General features: G+C 66.3%; 17 protein-coding genes and 1 other RNA gene. 8 read left to right on the top strand and 10 right to left on the bottom strand.

What is annotated here, in order from left to right; all coding sequences use genetic code 11:
* Positions 1-83 precede the first annotated feature (83 nt).
* The 5 genes from AC1POX_RS11505 to AC1POX_RS11485 form a co-directional block, all read right to left on the bottom strand.
* Entirely contained in the window at positions 84-470 is a 387-nt protein-coding gene (locus tag AC1POX_RS11505; RefSeq protein WP_372356181.1) for a hypothetical protein, read from the bottom strand.
* Between the two features lie 139 nt (positions 471-609).
* Positions 610-1,212 (bottom strand): response regulator, encoded by a 603-nt coding sequence (locus AC1POX_RS11500; RefSeq protein WP_008575732.1) that lies wholly within the window; start codon positions 1,210-1,212, stop codon positions 610-612.
* 38 nt (positions 1,213-1,250) lie between these two features.
* Complete coding sequence (locus AC1POX_RS11495; RefSeq protein WP_372356180.1) at positions 1,251-4,289, bottom strand: sensor histidine kinase; 3,039 nt, start codon at positions 4,287-4,289, stop codon at positions 1,251-1,253.
* Positions 4,290-4,336: 47 nt separating this feature from the next.
* Positions 4,337-4,951: a response regulator transcription factor gene (locus AC1POX_RS11490; RefSeq protein WP_228735616.1), complete on the bottom strand. Its 615-nt coding sequence runs from the start codon at positions 4,949-4,951 to the stop codon at positions 4,337-4,339.
* Between the two features lie 60 nt (positions 4,952-5,011).
* Complete coding sequence (locus AC1POX_RS11485) at positions 5,012-6,220, bottom strand: cytochrome P450 (protein ID WP_372356179.1); 1,209 nt, start codon at positions 6,218-6,220, stop codon at positions 5,012-5,014.
* 603 nt (positions 6,221-6,823) lie between these two features.
* Between AC1POX_RS11485 and AC1POX_RS11480 the strand changes: the two genes are divergently transcribed.
* From AC1POX_RS11480 to AC1POX_RS11445, 8 genes are all read left to right on the top strand, one after another.
* Entirely contained in the window at positions 6,824-8,410 is a 1,587-nt protein-coding gene (locus AC1POX_RS11480) for a GMC family oxidoreductase (protein WP_372356178.1), read from the top strand.
* 46 nt (positions 8,411-8,456) lie between these two features.
* Positions 8,457-9,284, top strand: a complete 828-nt coding sequence (locus AC1POX_RS11475; protein ID WP_372356177.1) for an alpha/beta fold hydrolase — start codon at positions 8,457-8,459, stop codon at positions 9,282-9,284.
* A gap of 400 nt (positions 9,285-9,684) precedes the next feature.
* A complete protein-coding gene (locus AC1POX_RS11470; RefSeq protein WP_372356176.1) occupies positions 9,685-10,464 on the top strand; it encodes a response regulator in 780 nt (259 codons plus the stop codon).
* Entirely contained in the window at positions 10,461-11,453 is a 993-nt protein-coding gene (locus AC1POX_RS11465) for a cytochrome-c peroxidase (RefSeq protein WP_218499801.1), read from the top strand. The genes AC1POX_RS11470 and AC1POX_RS11465 overlap by 4 nt, the downstream gene beginning before the upstream one ends.
* A 23-nt stretch (positions 11,454-11,476) precedes the next feature.
* On the top strand, positions 11,477-13,909 hold the full coding sequence (locus AC1POX_RS11460; RefSeq protein ID WP_372357166.1) for a two-component system VirA-like sensor kinase: 2,433 nt from the start codon (positions 11,477-11,479) through the stop codon (positions 13,907-13,909).
* A gap of 113 nt (positions 13,910-14,022) precedes the next feature.
* Positions 14,023-14,994 (top strand): LysR family transcriptional regulator, encoded by a 972-nt coding sequence (locus AC1POX_RS11455; RefSeq protein WP_011347371.1) that lies wholly within the window; start codon positions 14,023-14,025, stop codon positions 14,992-14,994.
* Between the two features lie 8 nt (positions 14,995-15,002).
* Entirely contained in the window at positions 15,003-16,031 is a 1,029-nt protein-coding gene (gene tssA, locus AC1POX_RS11450; protein WP_372356175.1) for a type VI secretion system protein TssA, read from the top strand.
* 58 nt (positions 16,032-16,089) lie between these two features.
* Positions 16,090-16,174: non-coding RNA, sX9 sRNA (locus AC1POX_RS11445), on the top strand.
* Between the two features lie 25 nt (positions 16,175-16,199).
* Here AC1POX_RS11445 and AC1POX_RS11440 read toward each other — a convergent pair.
* From AC1POX_RS11440 to tssM, 5 genes are read right to left on the bottom strand one after another with little or no spacing between them, the layout of a single operon-like run.
* Complete coding sequence (locus tag AC1POX_RS11440) at positions 16,200-16,526, bottom strand: hypothetical protein (protein ID WP_008575757.1); 327 nt, start codon at positions 16,524-16,526, stop codon at positions 16,200-16,202.
* On the bottom strand, positions 16,523-19,426 hold the full coding sequence (locus AC1POX_RS11435) for a protein kinase domain-containing protein (RefSeq protein WP_372356174.1): 2,904 nt from the start codon (positions 19,424-19,426) through the stop codon (positions 16,523-16,525). The genes AC1POX_RS11440 and AC1POX_RS11435 overlap by 4 nt, the downstream gene beginning before the upstream one ends.
* Positions 19,423-20,145, bottom strand: a complete 723-nt coding sequence (locus tag AC1POX_RS11430) for a PP2C family protein-serine/threonine phosphatase (protein ID WP_057681773.1) — start codon at positions 20,143-20,145, stop codon at positions 19,423-19,425. The genes AC1POX_RS11435 and AC1POX_RS11430 overlap by 4 nt, the downstream gene beginning before the upstream one ends.
* The gene (tagF, locus tag AC1POX_RS11425) at positions 20,142-20,804 is read right to left on the bottom strand and encodes a type VI secretion system-associated protein TagF (protein ID WP_057681774.1); all 663 of its coding nucleotides are present in this window, start codon (positions 20,802-20,804) and stop codon (positions 20,142-20,144) included. The genes AC1POX_RS11430 and tagF overlap by 4 nt, the downstream gene beginning before the upstream one ends.
* Entirely contained in the window at positions 20,801-24,259 is a 3,459-nt protein-coding gene (gene tssM, locus AC1POX_RS11420; protein ID WP_372356173.1) for a type VI secretion system membrane subunit TssM, read from the bottom strand. Before tssM ends, tagF begins: the two co-directional genes overlap by 4 nt.

The raw sequence follows: 24,259 nt of genomic DNA, 5'->3' as shown, positions 1-24,259 counted from the left end.
GCATGCCGACGTGACCGGACTCTCCGTAGGTAGGCATGTCCACCTCGCCCTGGTCGACATGGGGGCGCATTGAATGGCCCTGATCAGCCTGGCGTTCGATGCGCGACAGGGCGCCGCTGGTGATGGACAAGCACGGTAAACAGTCCAAGCAGTCCGCCAAGGCAGGTCGCCAGCAGAGGCAGATGCGTCGGCATATAGGCCCCCCGATCGCGGTAGCTTTCTGGATAAAACGAGGGTTCCAGCAACCACCAGGCGACGCCGCCGCCGAGCAGCAGCGCGCAGAGCGCGGTCTGCAGCTTGACTGCAGGCGCAGCGACATAGGCAAGAATGACAACCGCCAGCGCGGCGCTGAAGCCTGCGCCAGGAAGATGCCAGACGCCAACCACTGCGGTCGACAGACTGCCGAGGACGCCGGCAATGAGAAAGCCGCCCAAGAGGATCGGCAGTAGCAATAACCAACGCAGCGCCATGATCTTTCCTTATGCCTTTGACCGTCAGGCGCCGCCCTCACGCCTAGGTGGAGTCGTCTTGCAGAGCAAGGCCCCTTCGCCTTGCCTCCATCTTGTTCTGGTGACCGATGGGTTGCAGGCGACGCAAGATCACCCCGATTCACACCTCGAGAATGCCGCGTTTGAGGGCGAGTAACACCGCGTGCGTACGGTCCTTGGCACCAAGCTTGGACAGGATGCGCTTCATATGCGCTTTCACCGTGCCCTCGGTGACGCTGAGGCTTTCGGCGATTTCCCGATTCGCGTTGCCACGCGCCAGCTCTCGCAAGACTTCCATCTCGCGTGGTGACAGGTCGTCCTCGCCGGCATGCTGTGCCAGTTCCATAGCGATTTCCGCAGGCACCACACGCCGCCCTGCGTGGACTGCGCGGATCGTATCGCGCAATTCCTTGCGCATCATTCCCTTGAGCATGAAGCCCCTGGCTCCACTCTTGAGCGCGCTCATCGCCTGCGCGTCGCCGCGGTAGGTGGTCAGAACCACGATGCGCGCTTCCGGCCATTCGCTGAGGATGCCGCGCAGCGCTTCCAGCCCGCCCATGCCAGGCATCTGCAGATCCATCAGCGTGACGTCCGGCCCATGCACGCGAAACTGTTCGATCGCCTCGCGGCCGTTTGTGGCCTCGGCGATCAAGGCGATGTCCGGCTGCTCGCTCAACGCGGCCTTGATGCCGTCGAGCAGCAGCGGATGGTCGTCAACGGCCATGACGGTAATCAACGCTGGCGAGGTGTCTCTAGCCCGATTCACGTCGGGTCCTCCTGATGCATGCCAAGGAGCTTGCGCCAGTTCCAGCGCCGTCTTCGGGCGTCTTTATACGCCCAGCTGCCAGGCAGCTGCAATTGCACGGTGCTCCCAACACCCGGTTTGCTCGAAATGCTGAGATTGCCGCGCACCCTGGCGGCACGCTCGCGCAAGCCTTTCAGGCCCCAGTGCCCATCCTTGACTCCCGATAGATCGAAGCCAGATCCATCGTCGCTGACGCGTATCTCAAGTTGCCGGCGCCCGAAGACGGTGACGACCTGCACGCGGGTGGCACGCGCATGGCGAAAGGCATTGGCCATCGCTTCGCTGCCGATATGGAAGGCTTCATCCAGAACCAGCGGATCCAGTGCGCGTCGGCTGCCCTCTACCGAGGACTGGAAGGCCACGCCATAATCACGCGCCAGTTCGCTCCCGGACATCGCCAATGCATCCGGCAGGTCCATGCAGACCGAAGTGCGCAATTCGGCCACCTTGTCGCGACCATCGGCCAGAATTCTGTCCGCGCGATCCAGCGCATCTTCCATCAGTTCGCGTGCGCGCTCTCCGTCCGGTATCCGTTCGGCGGCCGATTGGAATCTCAGCATCAGCCCTTGCACGCCCTGCAGAAACGTATCGTGCAAATCGCGTGCGATGCGCTCGCGTTCCAACAATCGCGCCTCACTTCGCCATTGTAGCTTTGCCTTGACCTGGCGCATGCGCAGGAAGAACAGCACCCATAGGGCGCAGGCGATCGCTGCAACGCACAGGGCCAGGAAGGTGCGCGACTGCACGAAGGTGGGCGGGACGACAAAGTCCACGCTTGCGCCAGCGTTGTTCCAAACCCCCGATTCGTTTGCTGCAACAACCTCGAAACGATAGTTCCCGGGGCGCAGACCCGTGAAAAAGGCCTCGCGCCTGGTGCCTACGTCTTCCCAGCCCATGGCCGATCCTTTTAGGCGATAGCGGAACTGCACGCGTTCGGGCATGGTGAAACTGGGTGCGGTATAGGCGAGCTGAATCACCCGCGGCTTGGTAGGCAGCGCTATCACTGAGCGACTCTGTCCTTCGATACTGGTGCGCTGGCCATCCACCGTGATGGATTTTAGGTAGACGTTGGGCGTCACCATATTGCGTGGCAGTGGCCCCGGCGCAAGCGTAACCACGCCGCTGGAGGTCGTGAACCACAACCGTCCATCAGTACTTTCGATGGCAGTTGGCCATGTGCTCAGGAGCTGTACGGCTCCTGGAAAGCCATCGTTGTGGTCGAACAGCCTGGACCTTGCCAGATGTGCCGGGTTTGCCACGATATTGCGAACTTCATTTGCATCGATGAAGACCGCGCCATCGCTGGTGTTCAACCACAGTTCCCCCCCTGCCCGCTGGATGAGCCCGGCGATGCTGCCGAACCGAAGTCCTTCGCTGTTGAGTACCGAGTGAAACCGCTTGCCATCGAAACGAGCGAGGCCTTTTTCGCCGCCGATCCAGACATCGCGACCCGACACGGCCATCACCTGCACCGGGCCTGTCGCCAACCCATCCGCAGCGCTGTATACCCTAACTTGGTCGCCATCGACGACCGCCAGGCGATTGTGCACATAGCCAAGCCAGAGCCGCCCAGCTGCATCCACGGTCATCGATGTCGCCGGCTCGCGCGGCAACGCGGCCAACCCGCCCCACAACATCCAGCGATTGTCGACGACCCGGTACACGCCTCCCCGGATCACCGACACCCAGAGCGTGCCATCCTTCTGGCTGGCAATCGCCTGGATGCCGCTGGCTTTGTGTGTGTGCTGGGGACGCCATTCGACAAGTCCCTTGCTGCTGCTGCGATAAATGGAACTGTGGCGTCCACCCAGCCATAAGGTGCCGTTGTGATCCCGGTGCAGGGCTGAAAAGTTCTCATGGGACGACGGCAGCGATTCTTGTCTTAATCCGTTCCGTAATCGGTGCAGTCCATGGTCCGAATCACTGACCCAGATCGAGCCATCTCCCGCTGCAGTCAATGCCGCACCGCGTGAAGCGCGCTCAAGCCCAACTCGCAAGAAGGCAGAGCTACGAAATCGCGACAACCCACCATCAGAGATTACCCAGGCGTTGCCTTCGCGGTCCTGCATGAGCGCGATCGGCGTCTCGCCCAACAGACGGATGGGGGCAGTGACATCTTTGCTCGCCGGGGTGCTCTGTGTTGCCGTGCGGTCTTGCCGGAGCAGTGGAATCCGCTTGAGGCCATTGGAGGACGCATGCCAAAGCATGCGATCGCGGTCGATCATCAATACCAGCAGCTCAGCGGCAGACTCTGGAAAGTTCTGCCAGGTCATTGCCAATGCGTTTCCGACCTGTGGGGCTTTCAGTTCACTGAGCCCTAATCGATGCTGCGCCAACCAGACCTGCCCATCCGGCGATTTCAGCAAGTAACTCCATTTGGTATGGTTCGCCTGCCTCAGGCCAAGTTCGAAGTGACGCTCTCCACGCCGGCGAAAGTACAGCGAATCGTCCGTATAAGCCCACAGCGTGCCCGCGCCGTCGAGTTCCAGCTGGTTGACTTGCACCGGCGGAAACTGCCAGGCCGTTTCCGCCTGCGTCCACCGCCCGCCTTCTAACCGGAACAAGCCGCGTGAGGTCCCGATCCACATGCGGCCGCCATCCTCGGCAAAGCTCATCGCCGTGTTAGGTGGCAAGCCATCCTGAGTGGAATAGTGCTGCGATGTTCCATCCTCACCGATGAAGCTGGCGCCGCCGAACAGATAGCCGACCCACAAGCCCCCCGCTGGCCTTGCCCACAGTGCATAGATTTGCGATGTCGGCAAAGGAACGCCGGCAACCTGCTGGACGCGTTCGAACTCGACCCCATCGAATCGGAACAAGCCTCCACTGGCGACAACCCAGATATAGCCATCGCGCGTCTGGGTCATGGCGATCATGCCGCTCGGCGCGCCGGTCTGGACCGTCCAGTGCATCTGGTGCAACTGGAAAAGCGGGACCTCCGCCAGCTGTGCGAATGCCGGCAGACATGCGCACAGCGTCAGGGACCACCCCAGCATAAGCCGAAATGCCAACGCGAATGCCAACGCTGGTGCACGAGACACGCTCACGCCGCGCGTGCGCCAAGCCGGCGTGGACGAGGTGGAACCCGTGCGTTGTGACGGTCGGGAGGCACGGGAGGGTGGCAAGCATCGCCTGATAGGCCCAGCAGATCGGCAATGCGCACCAGCTCGGCAAACGAACGCGCACCCATTTTGTCCATGACACGCTTGCGATGGATCTGCAGCGTCGCCTCGCTGATGCCCATGGCTGCGGCAGCCTGCTTATTGAGCAGGCCATCGGTGACCAGCTGTAATGCTTGCCGCTCGCGCGGCGTCAATGCTGCGTAGCGCGCCATTGCGTCCGCGAACCTGGTCGCCGTCGCCACGATCCACTCGTCGAGCTGCGCATCGATGCCATCGAGATCGTCCGATCGCAACAACACACAGGGGGCGTGTGCGCCATCCCCCATCACCAGCATGGCCGGCTTGACTGCTGCATCGCGCCGGGCGGCCACCTCACCGCACGATAGCGGAAGTCCTGGTGTTTGCCAGCGGCTGGCATCGACCAGGACGAACATGATCGGAGGAGGCTGTTGCATGCGGATGGGTCCCGTTGGAACGCCTACTACCGTAACTGCGCGTCCCCACCCCCACAATGCTCTCAAGTCCAGCAGCTGCATTGCACCTTAGGGTAATAGCCGAGCATCGGATCGGCAGTGAGTGCTTCGCTGCGCGATGCGTCAACCCGTCCGGGCACTGCCCCAGCTGACGCGGAAGTCTTGCGCCGTCCGAATGCCGAACCCACCCTGGACCACGACCGGATTGCCGTCGAGTCGCATGTCCGGTAGCCGTTGCGCCATTGCAGCCAGGCCTTCCTCAAGCTCGATCATGGCCAATGCCTCACCGAGACAGCGATGGACACCACCGCCGAATACGAGTTGGCGCTTGGGAGCGTCAGTGCGATGAATGTCAAAGTGCTCCGGTTCCGCATACAGCGCCGGGTCGCGTAGCGCCGATAGCGTGGACAAAGACAGGATCTTTCCTGCAGGCACCAAGGTGTCATCCACCACGATGTCCTCTAACGTGATACGCGGCACCGATGCCACCGCCGGCTGATAACGCAGGCATTCGCGTACTGCCGCCGGAATCAATGCTGAGTCGCGGCAGACCGCTTGCCACTGCTCCGGATGCTGCAGTAAGAGCGAGGTCTGGATTGCAAGTGCACTGCGCGTGGTGTCGCTCCCGGCGAGCAGGATGGACATCAATTGCGCCACGACTTCGGTCTGGGAGAGCTGCCCGGATGCATCGCTGGCAGCAATGTAGCTGGTGATGAAGTCCTCGCGTGGGTGACGCCGACGGTGGGCGATCAAGCCCCGCACATAGGCATCGAGCTCGCCTGAAGCTTGCTGTAGCTCGGGGACTTCGTCAGGGGTAAAGGTGGAATTGAACGCGCGTGACAAGCTGTAAACGCAACGGGTGAAGGCCGGGATATCCGTCTCGGGCAATCCCAGGATGTGGCAAATGACACGCGCAGGAAGCCAGCTTGCGAAGTCGCCGATGACGTCCATTGCGCCCGCGTCGTAGCGCGCATCGATCAGTTGTTCGGCAACGCGACGCGCGTAGGGGCGTACGTCCTGGACGAAGCGCGACGCAAATGCCTGAACGAGCGGTAGGCGCCGGTTCCGATGTGCCGTTCCATTGCTCAGCACCATGGTGTGCTTCAGGAACTCGAGCAAGGGACCATCGGTGACACCGCGCGCGGTGGCGATCTCGGTTTCCATCTGCCTGGTTCGCGGGTCGACGAGCAGCTGCTGCACATCCTGCGCACGTAAGGCGACATAGAGTCCGTCGTCGCGCTGCAGGACGGGCGTCAGCGGACGCAAGCGTGCGAATACGATCTGGGGGTTGGCCTGCAGTTCGGCGCTCGTACATTTCAGAGGTTGCTGCATGATCATCTCGTGTGGGGGAATGCGAGGGAATCCACTTCGATTGGACAGTGCTGCATGCACCGTCGGTAAGAGCCAGAGGGATACCAGCGGCGAACGCGTGTCGACCTGGAAACGACGCGAGCACTAAGACAGCCTGTAGGGCTGTGCGACAAGGCGGGCCGCACGTGCGCCTCTTTTCCGATGGCAGCGGCATTGCAGCGGACGCGCATGGTAGTGCGCACGCAAAGGATGTCGCGTCGCCCGGAAGTCGCGCGGTCGATTTACCCCTTTGGAGTAACGCGCGCTATACCGTACGCCTCGCGCTTCATACGATGAATATCGAATATCGCTCGGCACGCGCAGTGCAGATACTACTGCGGCCGACCTGTCGTGGTGCGCTTGCAGTATCCGAAGCGGCATCGACATGCGGCGTGATGCCGCGCCTTTGTGCCTTGGCCGTGCTGCCGCCATCCAGAGTCCTTGATCGCTCTAGCGCAGGAATTGCCTGGCGCATGCGCCGAGTCGACAGGATCGCGCCGTGCTGGCTTGCGCCATGCATGCATCCCCCACCCTTTTCGGAAGCGCAAAAGCACTGCGTTGCCGCTTCTCTACCGGATTCAAGAGATGCCAATGATTTTCGATCCACTCCGATTGACGGCCGATACACCGCAACTGACACGTCATTACGACTTCATCGTCTGCGGCGCAGGCCCCGCCGGCAGCGCTCTCGCCGCGCGGCTGGCAGAAAATCCGCAGGTCGAGGTTCTGCTGCTCGAAGCTGGCAGCAGCGATGAGGTTCCGGAGGTGATGACCCCGACCCAATGGCCGCTCAATCTTGGCTCCGAGCGCGATTGGCAATTCGTTGCCGAGCCCAATCCGCATCTGAACGATCGCGCGATTCCGCTCAACATGGGCAAGGTGGCGGGCGGTGGTTCGGCCATCAACGTGATGGTGTGGGCACGCGGCCACCAGGCGGATTGGGACAGCTTTGCGCAGGAGGCCGGCGACGAGGGCTGGAGCTATCGCTCGGTGCTGGATGTCTACCGCCGCATCGAAGACTGGCAGGGCATTGCCGATCCGCTGCGACGCGGGAGCGGTGGCCCGGTCCATGTCGAAACCGCACGCGATCCGCATCCGGTTGCCAGCGCCATGGTCGAGGCCGCCGCATCCACCGGCCTGCCGACGTTCGATAGTCCCAATGGCGAGATGATGGAAGGACGCGGCGGCGTCGCCTTGACCGAACTGATCGTCAAGGACGGCAGCCGCGCGTCGATCTTTCGCGCTTACGTGTGGCCCAAGCGCCACCAGCCGAACCTGACCGTGCTGCTGCAGACGCAGGTGAGCCGACTGCTGTTCGACGGCCACTCGGTGGTGGGCGTGGAAGCGATCGTTGGCGATCGTCGCCAACGGTTCATGGCCGACCGCGAGGTGGTGGTGTCGCTGGGCGCGATCAATACACCCAAGCTGCTGATGCAGTCCGGGCTCGGCCCCGAATCGGAACTGCGTCCCCATGGCATCCACGTCGTCCAGCATTTGCCGGGCGTTGGCCGCAACCATCAGGACCATGTGGCCTTCGGCTGCATCTTCGAATCCAGGGCGCCGATCGCTGCGCAGTATGGCGGCTCGGAAGCCACGCTCTATTGGAAGACCGACCCGGCGTTGCAGCTACCGGACGTGTTCCACTGCCAGCTGGAATTTCCGGTGGCTACGCCCGAAACCGCGCACATGGGCGTGCCGGACCACGGCTGGATGGTGTTCGCCGGACTGTCGCATCCCAAGAGCCGCGGCAGCTTGCACCTGACCGGTAGCGATCCGGGCGCGCCGCTGCGCATCCACGCCAACACGCTCTCCCACCCCGACGATCTACGGGCGGCGCGTGCCAGCGTTGCCATTGCCCGGGAGCTTGCCCATGCACCGGCGTTCGACGCATTACTGAAGCGCGAAGCGATGCCCGGGCCGCTCTCGGGTGCCGAGATGGACCAATACCTGCGCAACTCCGCCATCACCTTCTGGCACCAGGGGTGCACGGCGCGAATGGGCCGCGATGCCCTCTCCGTCGTCGATGGCCAACTGCGCGTGCACGGCATCGACCGCCTGCGCATCGCCGATGCCTCGATCCTGCCCAATGTCACCAGCGGCAACACGATGGCCCCGTGCGTGGTCATCGGTGAACGCGCCGCCGACATCATCAAAGCGGCCCATCGCCTCTGAGCCGCTTCACTCGTTCAACCACGCTCGTTCACCAAGGAGATTCACCATGCGCTTCCCGTTCCCGTTACTGCTGACAGCCGCCATGGCTGCCGCCACCATGAGTGCTGCCCAGGGCGCTGCCCCCGCTGAAGCGCTGCCGGCCGATGCTGCACGCAATGTCGTGTTGGTGCACGGCGCCTTCGCCGATGGCTCCGGTTGGCGCAACGTCTACGAGCGCCTGGTCAAGCGCGGCTATCGCGTGACCATCGTGCAGAACCCGCTCACCTCGCTGGCCGACGACGTCGCCGCCACCCGGCGCTCGCTCGATCAGCAAGACGGCCCAACGGTCCTGGTGGGACACTCCTGGGGCGGCACGGTGATCAGCGAAGCCGGCGTGCACGACAAGGTGGTCGGCCTGGTCTACGTCTCTGCACTCGCGCCCGATGCCGGCGAGACCACCGCGCAGCTGTACCAGGGCTTCGCACCAACGCCGGAGTTCGTGATCGACACCCGGCCCGACGGCTTCGGCTTCGTGCGCCCGGCCAACTTCAAGGCCGGCTTCGCCAATGATGTGAGCGATGCCGACGCCGCATTCATGGCCGCGTCGCAGGTGCCGATCAAGATGTCCGCATTCGGCGAGCGGCTGCACCATGCGGCCTGGAAGAGCAAACCGAGCTGGGCTGTGATCGCCACCGAGGACAAGGCGTTCGACCAGGCGATGCTGCTGCACATGGCCAAGCGCATCGGCGCGGACATCACCACCGTGCCGGGAAGCCACGCGCTGTTCATCACGCAGGCGCAGACCGTGTCCGAAGTGATCGACCGCGCAGCACGTGATGCTGCGACAAAAGCCAAGTCCACCTCCAAAGCCAAGAGCAGCGCCAAGACAGGCTGACGCCAAGGTCGATAGCGAACGGGACCGTCGCCGACCATCGGCGACGGCCACGCACCACAGAAGCAGGCTCGACAATGCGGTTCATTCGAAAACCTCATGGTCGGATCGGGCTGGCGACGGGATCGGTCCCTCACCCGTGTGGTCGCAGAGCGAGTGGCTGGTCACAAGATCGAACAAAAGTCGTCATCGACCACGGCACGGAGCGTGACCACCCGCTTATCGACGTGGCAAGCCGACACAAAAACACCCTAGCATCGTGCGTGAAGATGCCGTACCCGCGACGGCGTATCGTGGCACGCCGCGCATGGACGCACTTCCCCAACGCGGTCGATTCGGTCACCCCAGCCGATCGACACTCGGAATCTGTCCGCGAACGCGGTCATGCCGGGATAGAGAGTCGATGATCAAGCTGCATTTCAACTCCCCCTCCTCCTCTGACGTATCCGTTGCACGTCCCGCACCTGCCGCCAAGGTGCTGGTGGTGGACGACGATCAGGCGATGGCACACGTCGTCATGGGCCACATCCGCTCCCACGGCATGGAAGCCTTTGTCGCCACCAGCAGCAGCGAGGTTGCCGAGGCCTTGCGTCGACGCGAACCGGATATCCTGCTGCTGGACCTGATGCTCAAGCACGAAGACGGTCTGGACTTGTTGCGCGCCTTGCGCAAGGAATCCGACATTCCGGTGATCATCATGACCGGGCATCGCCGCGACGAAATCGATCGCGTGGTGGGGCTTGAGCTGGGCGCCGACGACTACCTGCCCAAGCCGTTCGGGCTGCATGAACTGACCGCACGGATCCGCGCCGTGCTGCGTCGCCATATCGCCTCCAAGGTGGCCGTGGCGCGTGATGCGGGCGAAGGCCGGGTGCGCTTCGCTGCCTGGGAATTCGATTTGCAGGCCCGCACGGTGGGGCGCGCGGGTACGCCCGCCATTCCGCTGACCAAGGGCGAATACGCGCTGTTGCGCGCCTTTGTCGATGCCCCCGGCCGACCGCTGAGCCGAGAGCACCTGATGCGTGCCACGCGTCTGCATGAGGACGTGTTCGATCGCAGTATCGACGTGCAGATCCTGCGCCTGCGACGCAAGCTGGAACAGGATCCGCGCGAGCCGACGCTGATCGTGACCCAGCGCGGCGCCGGTTATGTCTTCACGTCGCCGGTCGAGCACGCTCGATGACACAGCCGCCGGCGCGAGCCAGGCCAGACCATCGCGAATGGCGTTGGTCGCCGGCGCCGATCCTTAAAGTCGCGCTCGCTTCTGCAGCGTTGCTCGTCATGCCGTTCGTGCCTGCAGCTGAAATTGCGGCCCCGTCGGTGCGCACAGGCGAGCCCATCCACGCCATCCAGCCAGCGACCGGCCTGGATAGCCGCAAGGTCGCACTCGGCGCGCTGCTGTTCAATGATCGCCGGCTGTCGGGCGACAATCGCGTTGCCTGCACCTCATGTCATCACCTGGCCAGCAACGGTGCTGCCGCCGATGCGATGACCCGAATGCCCGGGCGCGCGACGCCAGCGTTCAACACACCGACCGTCTTCAATGCCACCGCAAATTTTCGCCTGGGCTGGCGCGGCAATTTCCGCAGCCCGGAAGCGCAAACGGCGTCGTTGCTGGAAAACCCCAGCGTCATGCGCGCCGATATCGCGACGGTGGTAGGACGACTGCAACAAGACACGGTGCTCAATCAGCGCTTTCGCGCGGCCTATGGCAGGCCACCGGATCGGGCCGCGCTGTTCGATGCCATCGCCGCCTACGAACGCTCACTGGTCACGCCGGGCAGTCGCTTCGATCTCTGGCTGCAAGGCAGCGACACTGCGCTCAGCGCACAGGAGCTGCGCGGCTACACCACCTTCAAATCGATCGGCTGCATCTCCTGCCACCAGGGCGTCAACGTGGGCGGCAACCTGTTCCAGCGCAGCGGCATCTTCGCTCCCGCCGCACGGCATGGCACCCCGATCCTGCGGGTTCCCAGCCTGCGCAATGTCGCGACCACCGCGCCCTACTTCCACGACGGCAGCGCGACCACCCTGCCCCAGGCAATCAAGGCCATGGGTACGGCGCAACTGGGCGTCACACTGAGCCCGGCGGATGTGGCCGACATTGCCGCATTTCTGCAGACATTGACCGGCAAGCACCAAGGCCGGCAGTTGACGGCGCCGGCGCCGTGAGGTGGGCGACGACTTTCAGCGCCGTGCTGCTGGCGGGGCTGATCTTCTTCAGCCTGTGCATGGCGGCGCTGGATCGCGACACGCAGCGTTACGGTCATGCGTTGGACGCATTGGACGCGCTGGACATGGTCGATACCAATCTGGACAACGACGTGCTGAAGGCACGCATTGGCCTGTTGCGCGACTACGATTCGCTGGTGAGCGGCGATGCCCGCGCACGCGACATCTTGCAGCACTTGCGCCACCTGGCCGATCACGACCCTGCGTTGTTCCGGGCAATCGCGGCGCTGGACGCCGACTACAACGAGAAATCGCTGCAGCGGGAACTGTTCAAATCGCAGAACTCGCTGCTGTCCAATTCGCTGGCCTACTTCTGGAGCGAGAGCAGCGCGCAGATCCGGCAAGGCGAAGATCCCGCTGAGGCGCGCGCAGCGAGCATGCTGGCGAGCGCGGTACAACGCCTGAGCCTGGACACGACCGGCGATGCAGTGGCACTGGCACGCCGACGCCTGGACGAAGCGGCACAACGCACAACAAGCGCGCCACTGCTCCCGCATGGACGCATGCTGCTGAAGCTGCTGCCGGAGACAGACACCACCATCCGCCGCATGCGTCCGATCGCTTCGCTGGCCTCGTATGGACAGCTCAAGACGTATCTGCAACAGCAGCATGCCAGCCAGCAGGCCACCGCACGCCAGGTTCGCTTCCTGTTGCTGGCATTGGCCGTGGTCATGTTGGGCGCCTTGCTGTACCTGGGCAAGCTGCTGCGGCAACGCGCGCGGGTGTTGCGTCGACGCGCGGAATTCGATCGCTTGATGGTCGCGGTGTCGCGCCGCCTGGTGGCCAACGATCGCCATCAGCTGGACGCCGGCATCGAGGCCGGACTGGTGCGGTTGGCGAAGTGGGCCAAGCTGCCAAGCGCTCGCCTGGGCCTGGTCCCGGTCGGCAGCGACGCGCGGATCTGGCCCGATCCGCAGGACGACACCTTCCGCGCGATGCTTGCCGCGCTGGCGTCCACCCAACCGATCGCCGCCAGCGATGTGCTGGTCGTCGACGCCAACGGCACCGTCGCCGTGTTGGGCACGCCCGAACGCGTGCGCGACGCACAGTGGCTGTGCCTGCGGCAACACGCAGACGCGGGGACGGTCGCGCTGCTGTGCTTGCGGCTGCCGCCACGCGCCCCGCGCCGCGATCGCGGCCTGGCGACAGTGGCCGAACTGTTGCCGCAGCTGCATATCGCGCTCGACACCCTGTTCGATGCGCTGGAGCGGCGACGACTCGAAGACGAAGCGCTGGCGCTGGAACATCGCCTGGAACTGGCCCGACGGATGGAAACGCTGGGGACCATGGCCAGCGGTATCTCGCACAACTTCAACAACATCGTCGGCGCGATCCGCGGTAATGCCGAGATCGCACTGTCCAAACTGGACCCGCACTCGCCGGCCTCGGAGCACCTGCTCGAGATCAGCCAGACCACCGCCCACGCCTACGATCTGATCGAATCCATCCTCAGCTTCGGCCGCGTGCAGAACTACAACGTGCAGCCGGTCGAATTGAACGCCTTGCTGCAGGGCGCGGTCTCGCTGCTGTCGGTCTCGCTGCCCTCGACGGCGGCCATCGACCTGCAGCAGGAGCAGGAGCCGCTGCACGCGTTGGGCAATCCGGCGCAACTGCAGCAGATCATTCTGAATCTGGCCAGCAACGCCGCGCAGGCGATGGACATGCGCGGCACGGTCACGATCCAACTGTCCGCCGGAAAAGGCACTGCAACCGACGGCACGCCCCGGCGCATCGCGCAATTGCGTGTGAGCGATCACGGCATCGGCATCCCGCCCGACCAACTGGATCGCATCTTCGATCTGTTCTTCACTACCCGCAGCGGCGGCACCGGGTTGGGGTTGGCAACGGTTCGCAAGATCATCGATAACCACGACGGGCGGATCGACGTGGACAGCGCACTCGGTGTCGGCACGACCTTCGTGGTCGAGCTGCCGCTGCGCACGGGCATCACAGCCGCGCCCCAGGCCGCTCCCCTGCCGAAGACGCGCTCGCGCCATGCGAGCTTGCTGTTGTTGTGCGACGACGCGGCCGAGCTCGACCGCCTGGAAGAGATGCTGGCCGCACTCGGGCACGAACCGGTCGGCATGTTGGAGCTGCCGGCCGCCGTCGCGATGGCGGCTGCCGATCCGGCGCGCTTCGATGGCGTGTTGCTCAAGCGCGATCGCGCCGGCGATGCCGAACAGGCCATCGGCGCGCTGCACGCCGCGGCACCCACGCTGCCGCTGATCCTCGCCACACGCGCGACGAGCCTGGCGACACGCAAGGGTTTGGGCGGCGCCATCGCCGAGATCATTGCGCAGCCGTTCGATCTTGGTGCGCTGGCCATGGCGCTGGAACGTGCACTGGGTCGCACGCTAGAAGTTACAACGCAGGATGAAGGCACCCCTGCTCTGTGACAAATGAAACACAGTCGCTGCAGATCGACACCGGAACGTAGCGCGGGCTGCCTAGCGTAGCGGATGCCCAGGCGCAGCAGGCCGCCTGCATTCCACTACGAGCGATCCACGACATGAATATCCGACCAAGCGACTTACCTCTTCTGGTGTCCCTCGACGCATTGCTCGAGCTGAAGAACGTCACCCACGCAGCGCAGCGATTGCACATGAGCCAACCGGCACTGTCTTCGCAACTGGCACGGTTGCGCGTGCTGTTCAAGGATCCCTTGCTGATGCCCTCGGACACCGGGCGCGGCATGGTGGCCACGCCGCGTGCGGATCAACTGGCATCGCCACTGCGCGAAGCCATCGGCAAACTGAGTCTGCTCGGCAAGGACAGTGCGTTCGATCCGTCGACGTCTTCGGCGAGTTTCCGCATTGCCGCCGCCGCCGATGCGATCGGCACGCTGGGTGCGGGGTTGGCGGGATCGATCCAGGCCCAGGGCAATCCGAAGATGCGCCTGGAGTTCGTGCAGATCGGTGCCGACACCAGCCTGGACGCCTTCGAAAGCGGCGAGCTGGATCTGCTGATCGATCATGCGCAGGCAGTTCCTTCCGCGCTGCGTCTGCGCCGCCTGCGCGACGAACGTTACGTGCTGGTGCAGCGCCGTGGCCATCCGCGCGGTACCGCAGCGCTGAGCGCGGCAAGTTACAGCCGGCTGTCGCATGTGCAGGTGGCACACGCACAGGCCTGCAACCTCGCCATCGACGCGCAACTGCAGCAGTTGGGCCACACCCGCCAGATCGCGGTGACCGTGTCGCAGTGCGCGACCGCGCGCGACATCGTGCTCGGCACCGACATGGTCGCCACGGTGCCGGCCACGCTGGCAGCGGAGAGCGGGCATGCACCGCTGGACTGTTTCGACCTGCCCTTCCCGCTGCCGGACATGGCGCTGGCAATGGCCTGGCATCGCCGCAACGATGGCCATGCCGCGCATCGCTGGTTGCGCGAACGCGTGCTGGAACTGCTGGTTCCAGCAGCGCCCGCCGCGCCGGCAGCGCGACGCGCCGCCGGCCGTGGCGACCTCGTGCTGTCCGTCTCGTGAGCGGCGCCATGCAGATCGACAGCGAACAGCTACTGCAGCCGGTGGACGCACAGGCGCCGTCCGGTCCGAACCTGGAATACACCCCGGAGTTCCAGAGCCTGGAAGAACTGGCACGCCCGCGTCAGGAACGCGCACTGGGCGCGGGCGTGCTGGTGCCCGAGGCGCCGGAGTGGCGTCAGGTCGCCGAGAGCGCCGAGCACTTGTTGCTGCGCTCCAAGGACTTGCGACTGGGCATCTTGCTGAGCATTGCCCGCCTGCACCAGGACGGCCTGGTGGGCTGGTCCAGCGGCGTCAGCCTGCTCCGGCACCTGCTAGAGCGGTTCTGGGACGACGTCCATCCTGGTCTGGATGCCGATGAGGACAACGACCCGACCGAACGCGTCAACGCCATCGCGGCGCTGGCCGACAGCGAGCGCACGCTGACGCAGCTGCGCAACGTCCGCCTGTTCAAGGGACTGCATCCTGGGCACTTTTCGCTGCGCGATCTGCGCATCGTGCAGGGCACGCTCAAGCGCGCTGCGGACGACCCCAGCGAAGCGCCAGAGCCGGCCGCCATCGATGCCTGCCTGCGCGACTGTCCGCTGGAGGTGCTGCTGGAGCTGGATGCGGCCCTGGCCGCTGCGCAGGACGATATCGCCGCCATTGCCGGCGTATTCGCCGAGCGCACCCCCGGATACGGCCCGGAGCTGGCGCCGTTGACGCACGACCTGGGCGAGTTGCGCGCGTTCCTGCGGCCTTATGTCGCCGAGCGTTTCGGCTCCACGGCCGACCCAGCCGAGCATGCAGCATCCGTCGCCGACGGCGCCAATGCACCCGCACCGCGGGCGCACGCCCTGGAGCATCCGGACGACGTTCGCCGCATGCTCGATCAGCTGTGCGATTACTACGCGCGGCGCGAGCCTTCCAGCCCGGTGCCGTTGTTGTTGCGGCGCGCGCAACGGCTGGTCGGCCTGGATTTTGCCGCGCTGATGCGCGACCTGGCGCCACGCGGGATCGACGAGCTGCAGGTGGTGTCGGGCCAGGACCATTCCGATTAGCGGCTGACAGAACCACCGCACCGCCGCCGGGCGGGCGTGGACGACGCTCTGGATCCTGATGCAGTACGTCTGCACTGTGGTTTTTGTGCGCCATCCACGCTCGCCTGGCGGCTGCTCGCGGCTGTCGGTCAGTCGCGCTAGCCGCATTGCCGGCCTGCATGGCGGGCGTCACAACGTAGAAAGGCCATGCCAGTACACCCAGGCCGCGCCCAGCAGCATCACCGCCGCCCATAAGCGCAGTTTCCACGAGCGCAACGCTGCCTGCAGGGCGTTCGGCGGCTGGCGATCGCGCCGTACCGTCACGATTGGGGTCGGCAAGTTGCGCGGCGCCGCGACACGCCGGCGGCGCTCGGTCGGTTGGCCTGCCGAGCGCACGATCGATTGCAGCAATTGCAGGCGCCGCCGCCGATACTCGGCTGGGTCCAGGCGGCGCTCCGCCTGCGCCGCGTTCAAGTCCTGCAGGACCAGGTTGGCCCGGGTTTCCCAGTCGTTCATTCCAGCTCTCTCACCAGGCGTGCACCGATCCCGCGCGCAGCCTCGCCGTCGGAGCTCACCGCACCGGGGCCGATACAGGCAGCCGCACCGCGCTGGCTGCCGCGCACGGCCACGCCCTCGCCGTCCTGGACCCACTCGGCGATGCCGCCGGCCATGTCGAGCAGCCCCCAGCTGTTGGAGACGGTCGCTGTGCAGGCGCGCTCGCCGGCGCGTGCCGCACGCAGCCACTCGGCATCGCGCGGCAGTCGGTATTTGCGGCCGCTGACACTGCTCAGCCAGGCGGCGTAATCGCCGATCAGCGCGAGGCGTACGTCGTCCACCGGCGCCGACCTGCGTGTCCAGCGCGAGACGCTGCAGCGCTTGGTATCGGCGCAGAACACCGCGAATTCGGCCACGCTGATTTCCCGCCGCATCATCGCCAGCGCCCGCCCGGGCTTGGGCAGCACCACCAGTTCAGGGCCACGACCATGCTTGCCCAGGTCGTCGCTGCAGATGGCCGCACCGCCAGGCGGTGCCGTGACCCGACAGGGATCTTCCGGCTTCGTCGGCGTTGCAGGCGCAGCCGCCACCGGCTCGAGCTTCGGCAGCAGTGTTGCGGTATAGGACGCGCGTTGCCGGCCCGCCTTGGCGACATCGCTCTGGAAGGCGCGGAAGCCGTCGGCGTCCTGCGCTTGCAGCGCCATCCTGCGCTCGCGCAGACGCTGCAGCACTGCCGGCGCAGGCAGCGCGGTGCCGAGCTGTTCCAGCTCCAGCGCAAACTGGTAACGCGCCAACGCCTGACGCAGGCGCGGCGCGTCCTGTGCGTCCAGTCCCTGCCCAACGACGGCGCTGGCGTCTTTCCAGCGTCCCTCGCGGCAAAGCCCGCGTGCCAGCCCCAGATAGGCATCGGTCAGCCGTTGCGCACCCTCGCTGCGCAGGAACGGATGCTCCGGGCTGCTGGCCGCGATCTGCGCAAGTTGATTCTTCACCTTGACGACGTCATTGGCGGCCGCTGCGGTGCGCACCGACTCGATGCGCGTGGCGATCTGCGCGGCACGCTGGGCCTGCGCATCGTCCACCAACGGCGCCGGCGGGACCGACGGTGCGACAGACGCGGTGACGGTTGCCGCGTCGAGCTCGTGTGCGCACTCCTGCAGCAGCGTGGAATGCGGGAACACGCGGCGCCCGGTCGTGAGCCAGCGGCGTGCTTCATCAACGCGACCTGCGCTGAGCGCATCGGCGCATCCACGCCGGTAGCGCAATTCGAGTTCGGCATGCCGCAGCAGGCCGCTGTCCGGTGCCAGGCGGCGCACGCGGTCGAGCAGCGCGACCACGTTGCCGGGTTGATCCCCGAACAGGGCACCGGCGTCGATTGCGCCGGTCAATGCGGTGTCCAGACCATTGAGCAGGCGATCGCGCTCCTGCTCCATGGCGCTGCGGCGTGCGTCCAGGCGTGGCGAAAACAGCTTCCACTGGTCGCGCAGGATCAAAATGCGCTGCGCGCCCACATAGTCTTCGCGGCCGCGTGCCGGCTGCCAATAGTAATCCAGCCGCCGCAGCAGGAAGGCTTCGATGGTGCTGCTGCGGTCCAGGATCAAGCGCCGGCGGTCGTCCTCTCCCAGCGCCCACAACGCCGCCCGTGCGTGCGCCTCGTGCACGAACCGGTTCGGCGCTTGTGGCGAGAAGCGCTCGAGCACCCCGGCCACCTTCTCCCGCTGCGCATGCACCTGCAGCCACACCGCCGTACCGGCGCCGCCGGCCAGCAACAGCACGCCCGCCAGCAGGTACGGCAACACACGCTCGCTGCGGCTGCGTGGGCGCAGTTGCTCCAGCAAGACCGTCATCGTCGGCCGCGCCGCGGCCGCGAACGCCAGGCTGCTGCGCAGTGCGCGATTCTGCCGGCGGCTCAGCGTCGATAACGGCGCCACGCGCAGCTGCTGCGCCTGCGCCTGCGTCGCCGATTGCTTGCCGAACGGGTGGCGGCCGGACAGCAGTTCATACACCACGCAGCCGAACGCGTAGACGTCGTCGGCGAACGCCGGCTCGTCGCCGCGCAACATTTCCAGGCTGGCGTAGGCGGGTGTCAGTGCGCCCAGCGTCGCGGCGTCGAACAGCGTGTGGTCATCGCCGGATTCGGCGCCGGCCAATTTCGCGGCACGGGCGATACCGAAGTCGAACACCTTGGCCACGTTTCCTGCGCCGACCATGACGTTGCCCGGCTTGAAATCCGAATGCACGATGCCGGCCGCATGCGCGCGTTGCAGGGCGCGCCCCATGCCTTCGATCAGCGGCCATGCCTCGGCCAGCGGCATGCCCTCGCCCAGCCGGCTGCGGATCAGCCCGCGCAGGTCGTCGCCCTCGATGTACTCCATCGTCATGAACACGATGGCGCCGTCCTTGTCGAAGTCGTACACGCGCACGATATGGTCGTGGGCCAGGCTCTGCGCGCGACGCGATTCGCGCTGCAGTGCGATCAGCGAATCCGGATGACGGCGAAAATCGTCGTTGAGCACTTTCACCGCGATATAGGGATGGCGGTCACGTGCCTCCACCTTGCGTTCGTCGCGCGCCAGGTAAACCACGCCCATGCCGCCACGGCCGATTTCGCGCACCAGCAGAAAGCGTGCCTTCAGCAGCATGCCCACGCCCACCTGGGCCTCGCCCTGCAATTGCGCGACCCGCCGCCAGCTCGATGCGCCGGCACTGTCATCGCTGTGCGTTGGCGGGTTGACCCGGGTCGCCGCGTCCGCCGACGCCTGCGCGGCGCGCTGCTGGGTCAGCGGTGCGATGCGGGTGACATCGTCATCCACAGCCGGCGGCTGTGGTGGCGTATCGGCAAGGTCGCGGGCCGGTCGTACGCGGGTACGGTCGTCGTCCGGCGGCGAGGTGCGGCCGGTCGTGTCGTGATCGCGGGTGGTCATGGCAGAGCATTCCGTGGGGCCAGGCGCAGGGCCACGGCCGAGACGTTGTCGCGCCCGGCACGGCCGAGCGCGGTATCGAACAGGCGCGCCACCAGCGCAGCGGGCTGCTGCTCGCGCCGGCAGTGGGCGGCGATCTCATCGTCGCTGAGTTCCTTGTTGATGCCATCCGAGCACAGCAGGTAGTGCTGCCCCGGCCGGCGCGCGCGCACCATCCAGTCCACGTAGAGCGCATCGTCGGCGCCGATCGCGCGGGTGAGCGCACCGCCGGCCGGCTGCGCTCGTCCCACCTGCGTCAACTCGTCCTTGTCGCCGGCCACGTGGTCGCGGGTCAGCAACTGCAGCCGGCCTTCTTCGAACGCATAAGCACGGCTGTCGCCCACCCAGCCGCACATCAGCAGGTCGTGGTCGTGCACCAGCACCACCACGGTGCTGGCGATCACGTCCACCCGCCGCGCGCGCGCCAAGGCACGCAGTTGCTGGTTGACCTGGCTCAGCCGCGCATCGATGGCGTCGACGAAGCTGGCCAGGTCACCGTCGCGCCGCAACGCGCCCAGTGCATCGACGACCATGCGACTGGCGAGATCGCCGGCACTGTGGCCACCCAGCCCATCGGCCACTGCCCACAGACCGAGATCGTCGCGCAGCAGGATCGCATCCTCGTTCTGGCGCCTGACATTGCCTTGCTCGGTACGCCCGGCGGACACGTAACAGGCGCTCATTGCATGTGCTCTGCAACGCATGCGTTCGCTGTTTGCAATGCGCCAAGCAGGACGTGTGCATGGCAGGCCGCAGGCCAGCCGGCGAACTGCATCCAGGCACCCGGCGCAGATCCTGTCATGGCCGTCCACCACAGGCTGCTGCCAGCGGTGATTGCGCCAGCAGGCGACGGCGGCGACGGCGGCGACGCCGACATGGTTGTCTCGTCGTGCGCCTGCTGTGCGAGTGTCACGCAGACGCGGTCCAACCAGGCACCGTCCTGCTGTCGCTCTGCCCCGATGTTGCACAACACTGTGTCGGCAGCATCCAGCCACGTTGGCAAATGCAGATAGGTCGGCATGACCGCAGCCGTCGTGCCATCGGCATCGCCTGCAGGCAGCGGTGCGGCGATGACCAGGGGAAAGGCGCGGCCGACGCGATCGACGCTGGCACGCATCGCCCCGGCCCATGCGGCCGTCCCAGCCAGGCCCGGCAGCAGCACGAAGCGCCACACCGGTGCCTGGCCCTCAGGCGCCCTGCTCACTGCCCCGGCGGCAGACAGCACGCCTTGCATCGCCGCGTGCCATGGGTCGACAAAGCTCTCCGGCAAGCGCCGATGCACGAAATCGCCAACCGCGGGCAGCTTGCCGTAGAAGCCCGGCGGGCGTTGCATGGCGCTCATGGGCAACTGAACCGCTGCACGGCCGACGCCGCAAAGGGATGCCGCAGGCTCGCCGGCTGGACGTCCATCCGTACCGTGGCGCTGGCCAGGGCGAGGCTGGCGGTGTAGTCCAGATCGCCGCTGCGGCGCAGCCGCCCGGCCTGCAGCGCCCGAAACCAGGCCCAGGGACCGCGGTATTCGAGCACCGGCAAGGCCTGCCCGCTGGCGTCCCACGCCGCGACACGCACCAGGCCCGGATTGGGTCCGGGCCAGGTCATCGACTGGCTGGCACGCGCGCCCTCGCGCACGTCCAGGGTTTGCCCATCCACCTCCAGTTGCAGCCGGCTGATTGACGCCTGCAGTGGGATCGAGACAGTGAAGGCGACCTGCGGCTGCGCGCCGCCGCCCGCGAAGAACGCTTGCTTGATCTCGTCGGCCAGTTGCGCGCGCTCCAGCACGTCGTCGGCACCGACCGCCGCCATGCCCGGATTCCATTGCCAGCGGCGCCCGCTGGTATCGACCTTGCCGAGCAAGGATTGCTGCGCAAAGCGGTCCATGCGCCCGCCGGGTCCGAACAGTTCGGCGAAGTCGCGCAACGGGATGTCGTTGCGGCTGCCCGGCACGAACGGAAAGCGCCCGCTCACCAGCAGCGCGCACTCGCGTCCGGCCGTCTGCCGCTGCGCGTTGCGTAGCGCCTCGCCGGCGCTGCTGGCAGTCAATGCGCGGCCGCGGCCGGATAGGGTCGCCATCCAGTTTCCCAGCGGCGGCGGCAATTGTTCGGCCTGTTGCGCGGCGATCAGCAACGCCGGATCGTTCTGGTCGGCGGCAACGCCGGCAGCAGCGCCCAACAGCGTACGGCTCATCTGGGTCAGCGCGGCCAGGGTTTCGTCCAGCGCGCTGGCGCCCGGGCCGCCATCGAGCAAGCGGTTGAGCGGCTCGAAATGGCGTTCGATCGGGTCGGCCGCCACATCGGGCTCGGCCGCGGCGGTGGCCTCTCCACCCGCTGCAGCACTCGCACCGCCCTTGGCCGGTGGCGTGCGCCCCAGTGCGTGGGTGTGTTCGCGCAGCAGCACCAGCAAGGCCTTCAACGGCGATGCCGGCCCGCCCAGCTTGGCAGCCACCGCACTCGCCTGCCCGGTCTGGGTGACCGGCCGCAGCACCACGTCGGCCAGCAGGCTGTCCCAGGCAGCGATGTAATCGCGCTGATACAGCGCCAATACCTGGCGCTCCAGCTGCGAACGCGCCAGCGGGTCCAGCGGTGCCGTGCCCAGTACCCAATCGTCGGCGAGGAACTGCTGCACACCACGCGCGATGCCGCCACCGGTCTGTGCCTGGAACGCCTGGCGGGTAAACAGCGGCGGCAATGGCGCAGACAACGGCAGGCCACTGCGGCGTTCGAAGACATCGCCCAACAGGCCCAGGCGGCGATCCAGGCGTGGCGCCTGGCCGGCATCGACGCCGGGTTGCGTCAGCTTGAGGCCACCGTAGACCAGTGCCGGCAGTTCGGCGGTTCGCAGGCTCGCCCGTGTCTGCTCGATCTGCTGCCGATCCAGCGCGAGCGCGCGGGCACCGTCCACCGGACCCAGCAGGGCGCGCAGATGCCGGTTCAATCCCGCACGCACCGACGCATCGTCGGGAAATATCTGCCGCCAGACCGTGCCTGCCAGCGTGGCCAGATGCAGGACGTCGCGGCGCGCCGGGTCGCCCAGCATCAGGTAGCCCTTCAGCAGCGGATACAAGCGTTGCGGATCGTTGCTGGCCTGCTCCAGCTTGCGTCGCAGCGATTGCGCCAATGCCGGCAGCAGCGCGCCGTTGAGGTCGCGCAGATAGGCGTCCTGCACATCGCGCGCCAAGGCCCTGCCCTGGTGCAGACCGAAGCGTCGCGACCACGGGATCGACTGACCCGGCGGCAGTGCCACATCGCGCGCGCGCGCCAGCGCGTCGAAACGCTGCAAGGCCTTGGCATAGAACGCGGCCTCGCCGGCATCGGCAGGCAGCGGGCCGGCAGGATAGGCGTCGAGCGCATCGCGCACCTGCCCGATCAGTTGCACGTTGCGGGCGTAACTGCCGGCCATGCCCGACAGCACGCCCAGGGTGGTGGCGGTCAACACGGCCCAGCAAGCCAGCTGCAGCAACCGACGGCGCTGCGCGCTGCCGGGTTGGCTGCCGGCCAGGCCCGCCTCGGCGAAGACGACGTCGTTTAGCAAGCGTGGCAGGAAGTAACTGCGTGGCGCGCTGATGGCCGGCGGCAGGCCGGCAGCGGCGACGCCGAAGTGTCGCGCCACTGCCGAGATGACGCGGTCGATCGGATGGCCTTGCTGCGTCCCCGAGCTCAGATAGACACCACGCAGCCACGGCTGGCCGGCATAGCCATGGCGGCCGAACGCGGTCTGCACGAACTCCATCAGCGCCGGTTGCAGCAGCCGCAACTGCTGTGGAAAGGACAGCACCGCGGCACGCTCGCGTGCATCGCGCGCCCGATGCAGGCGCTCCAGCACGCGCTGATCGATCCGCTCCAGCAGGCGTTCGAGCTCGGTGGGGAACGGCGTCAACGGATCGGTGTCACCGGCGGCCTGCGCCTGTGGGAACGACACTCCCCACACCTGCGCGCGTCCGGCGGCATCCAGATCGGCGAAGAACTCGGCAAAGCCCGACACCAGGTCGCACTTGGTCACGACCAGGTAGACCGGCACACGTGCGCGCAGTTTGTCGACCAGTTCGTCCAGCCGATGACGCACCGCGCGCGCATGCGAAAGACCGGCATCGCCATCGAGCTCCAGCAGCTCGGCCACGCTCACGGTCACGATGACGCCATTCAACGGCTGCCGGCGATGCCGCCGCAGCAGATCCAGAAAGCCGTGCCAGGCACCGGCATCGGCGATGGCGTCCGAATCCTGGGTGGTATAGCGCCCGGCGCTGTCGAGGAACACCGCCTGGTCGGCGAACCACCAATCGCAGTTGCGCGTACCGCCAACGCCTTCCAGCGCAGCGTGGTTGCCATGTTCCTTGAGTGGAAACTCCAGGCCCGAAGACTGCAGCAAGGTGCTCTTGCCGGATCCGGGTGCGCCGATCAGCAGATACCAGGGCAGCACGTGCAGGCCGGGACCGTTGCGACGGCGTCGCCGCAGCACCGCCATCGCCTCGGCGAAACGCGCACGCAGGCGGACCTGTTCCTGCGCTGCACGTGCGCGGCTGTCGTTGCCGCTGGCGTCCTCGGCACTTGCGCCCTGCCCGACCAGTTCGCCGGCCATGCGCTGCTGCCTGGCGTTGTCGCGGCGCCAGCGCAGATAGCGCCACCCCGCCCACACCAGCAGCAGCACGGCCACGGCCAGCAGGCGCCCGCTCACGCTGGCCAGCGGCTGCAAGCGGCCAAGGCTGAGATAGGGTCCGCCGACCCAGACGAGCACGGCCAACAGCGCGAGGACGGCAGCACTGGCGACGTAGCGGGCGCGCAGGAAATCGAGCACAAAGCGCAT

Source organism: Xanthomonas sp. NCPPB 3442 (assembly GCF_056725145.1).
The sequence above is the reverse complement of the archived record's forward strand: the minus strand, read 5'-3'. Positions and strand labels throughout refer to the sequence as shown.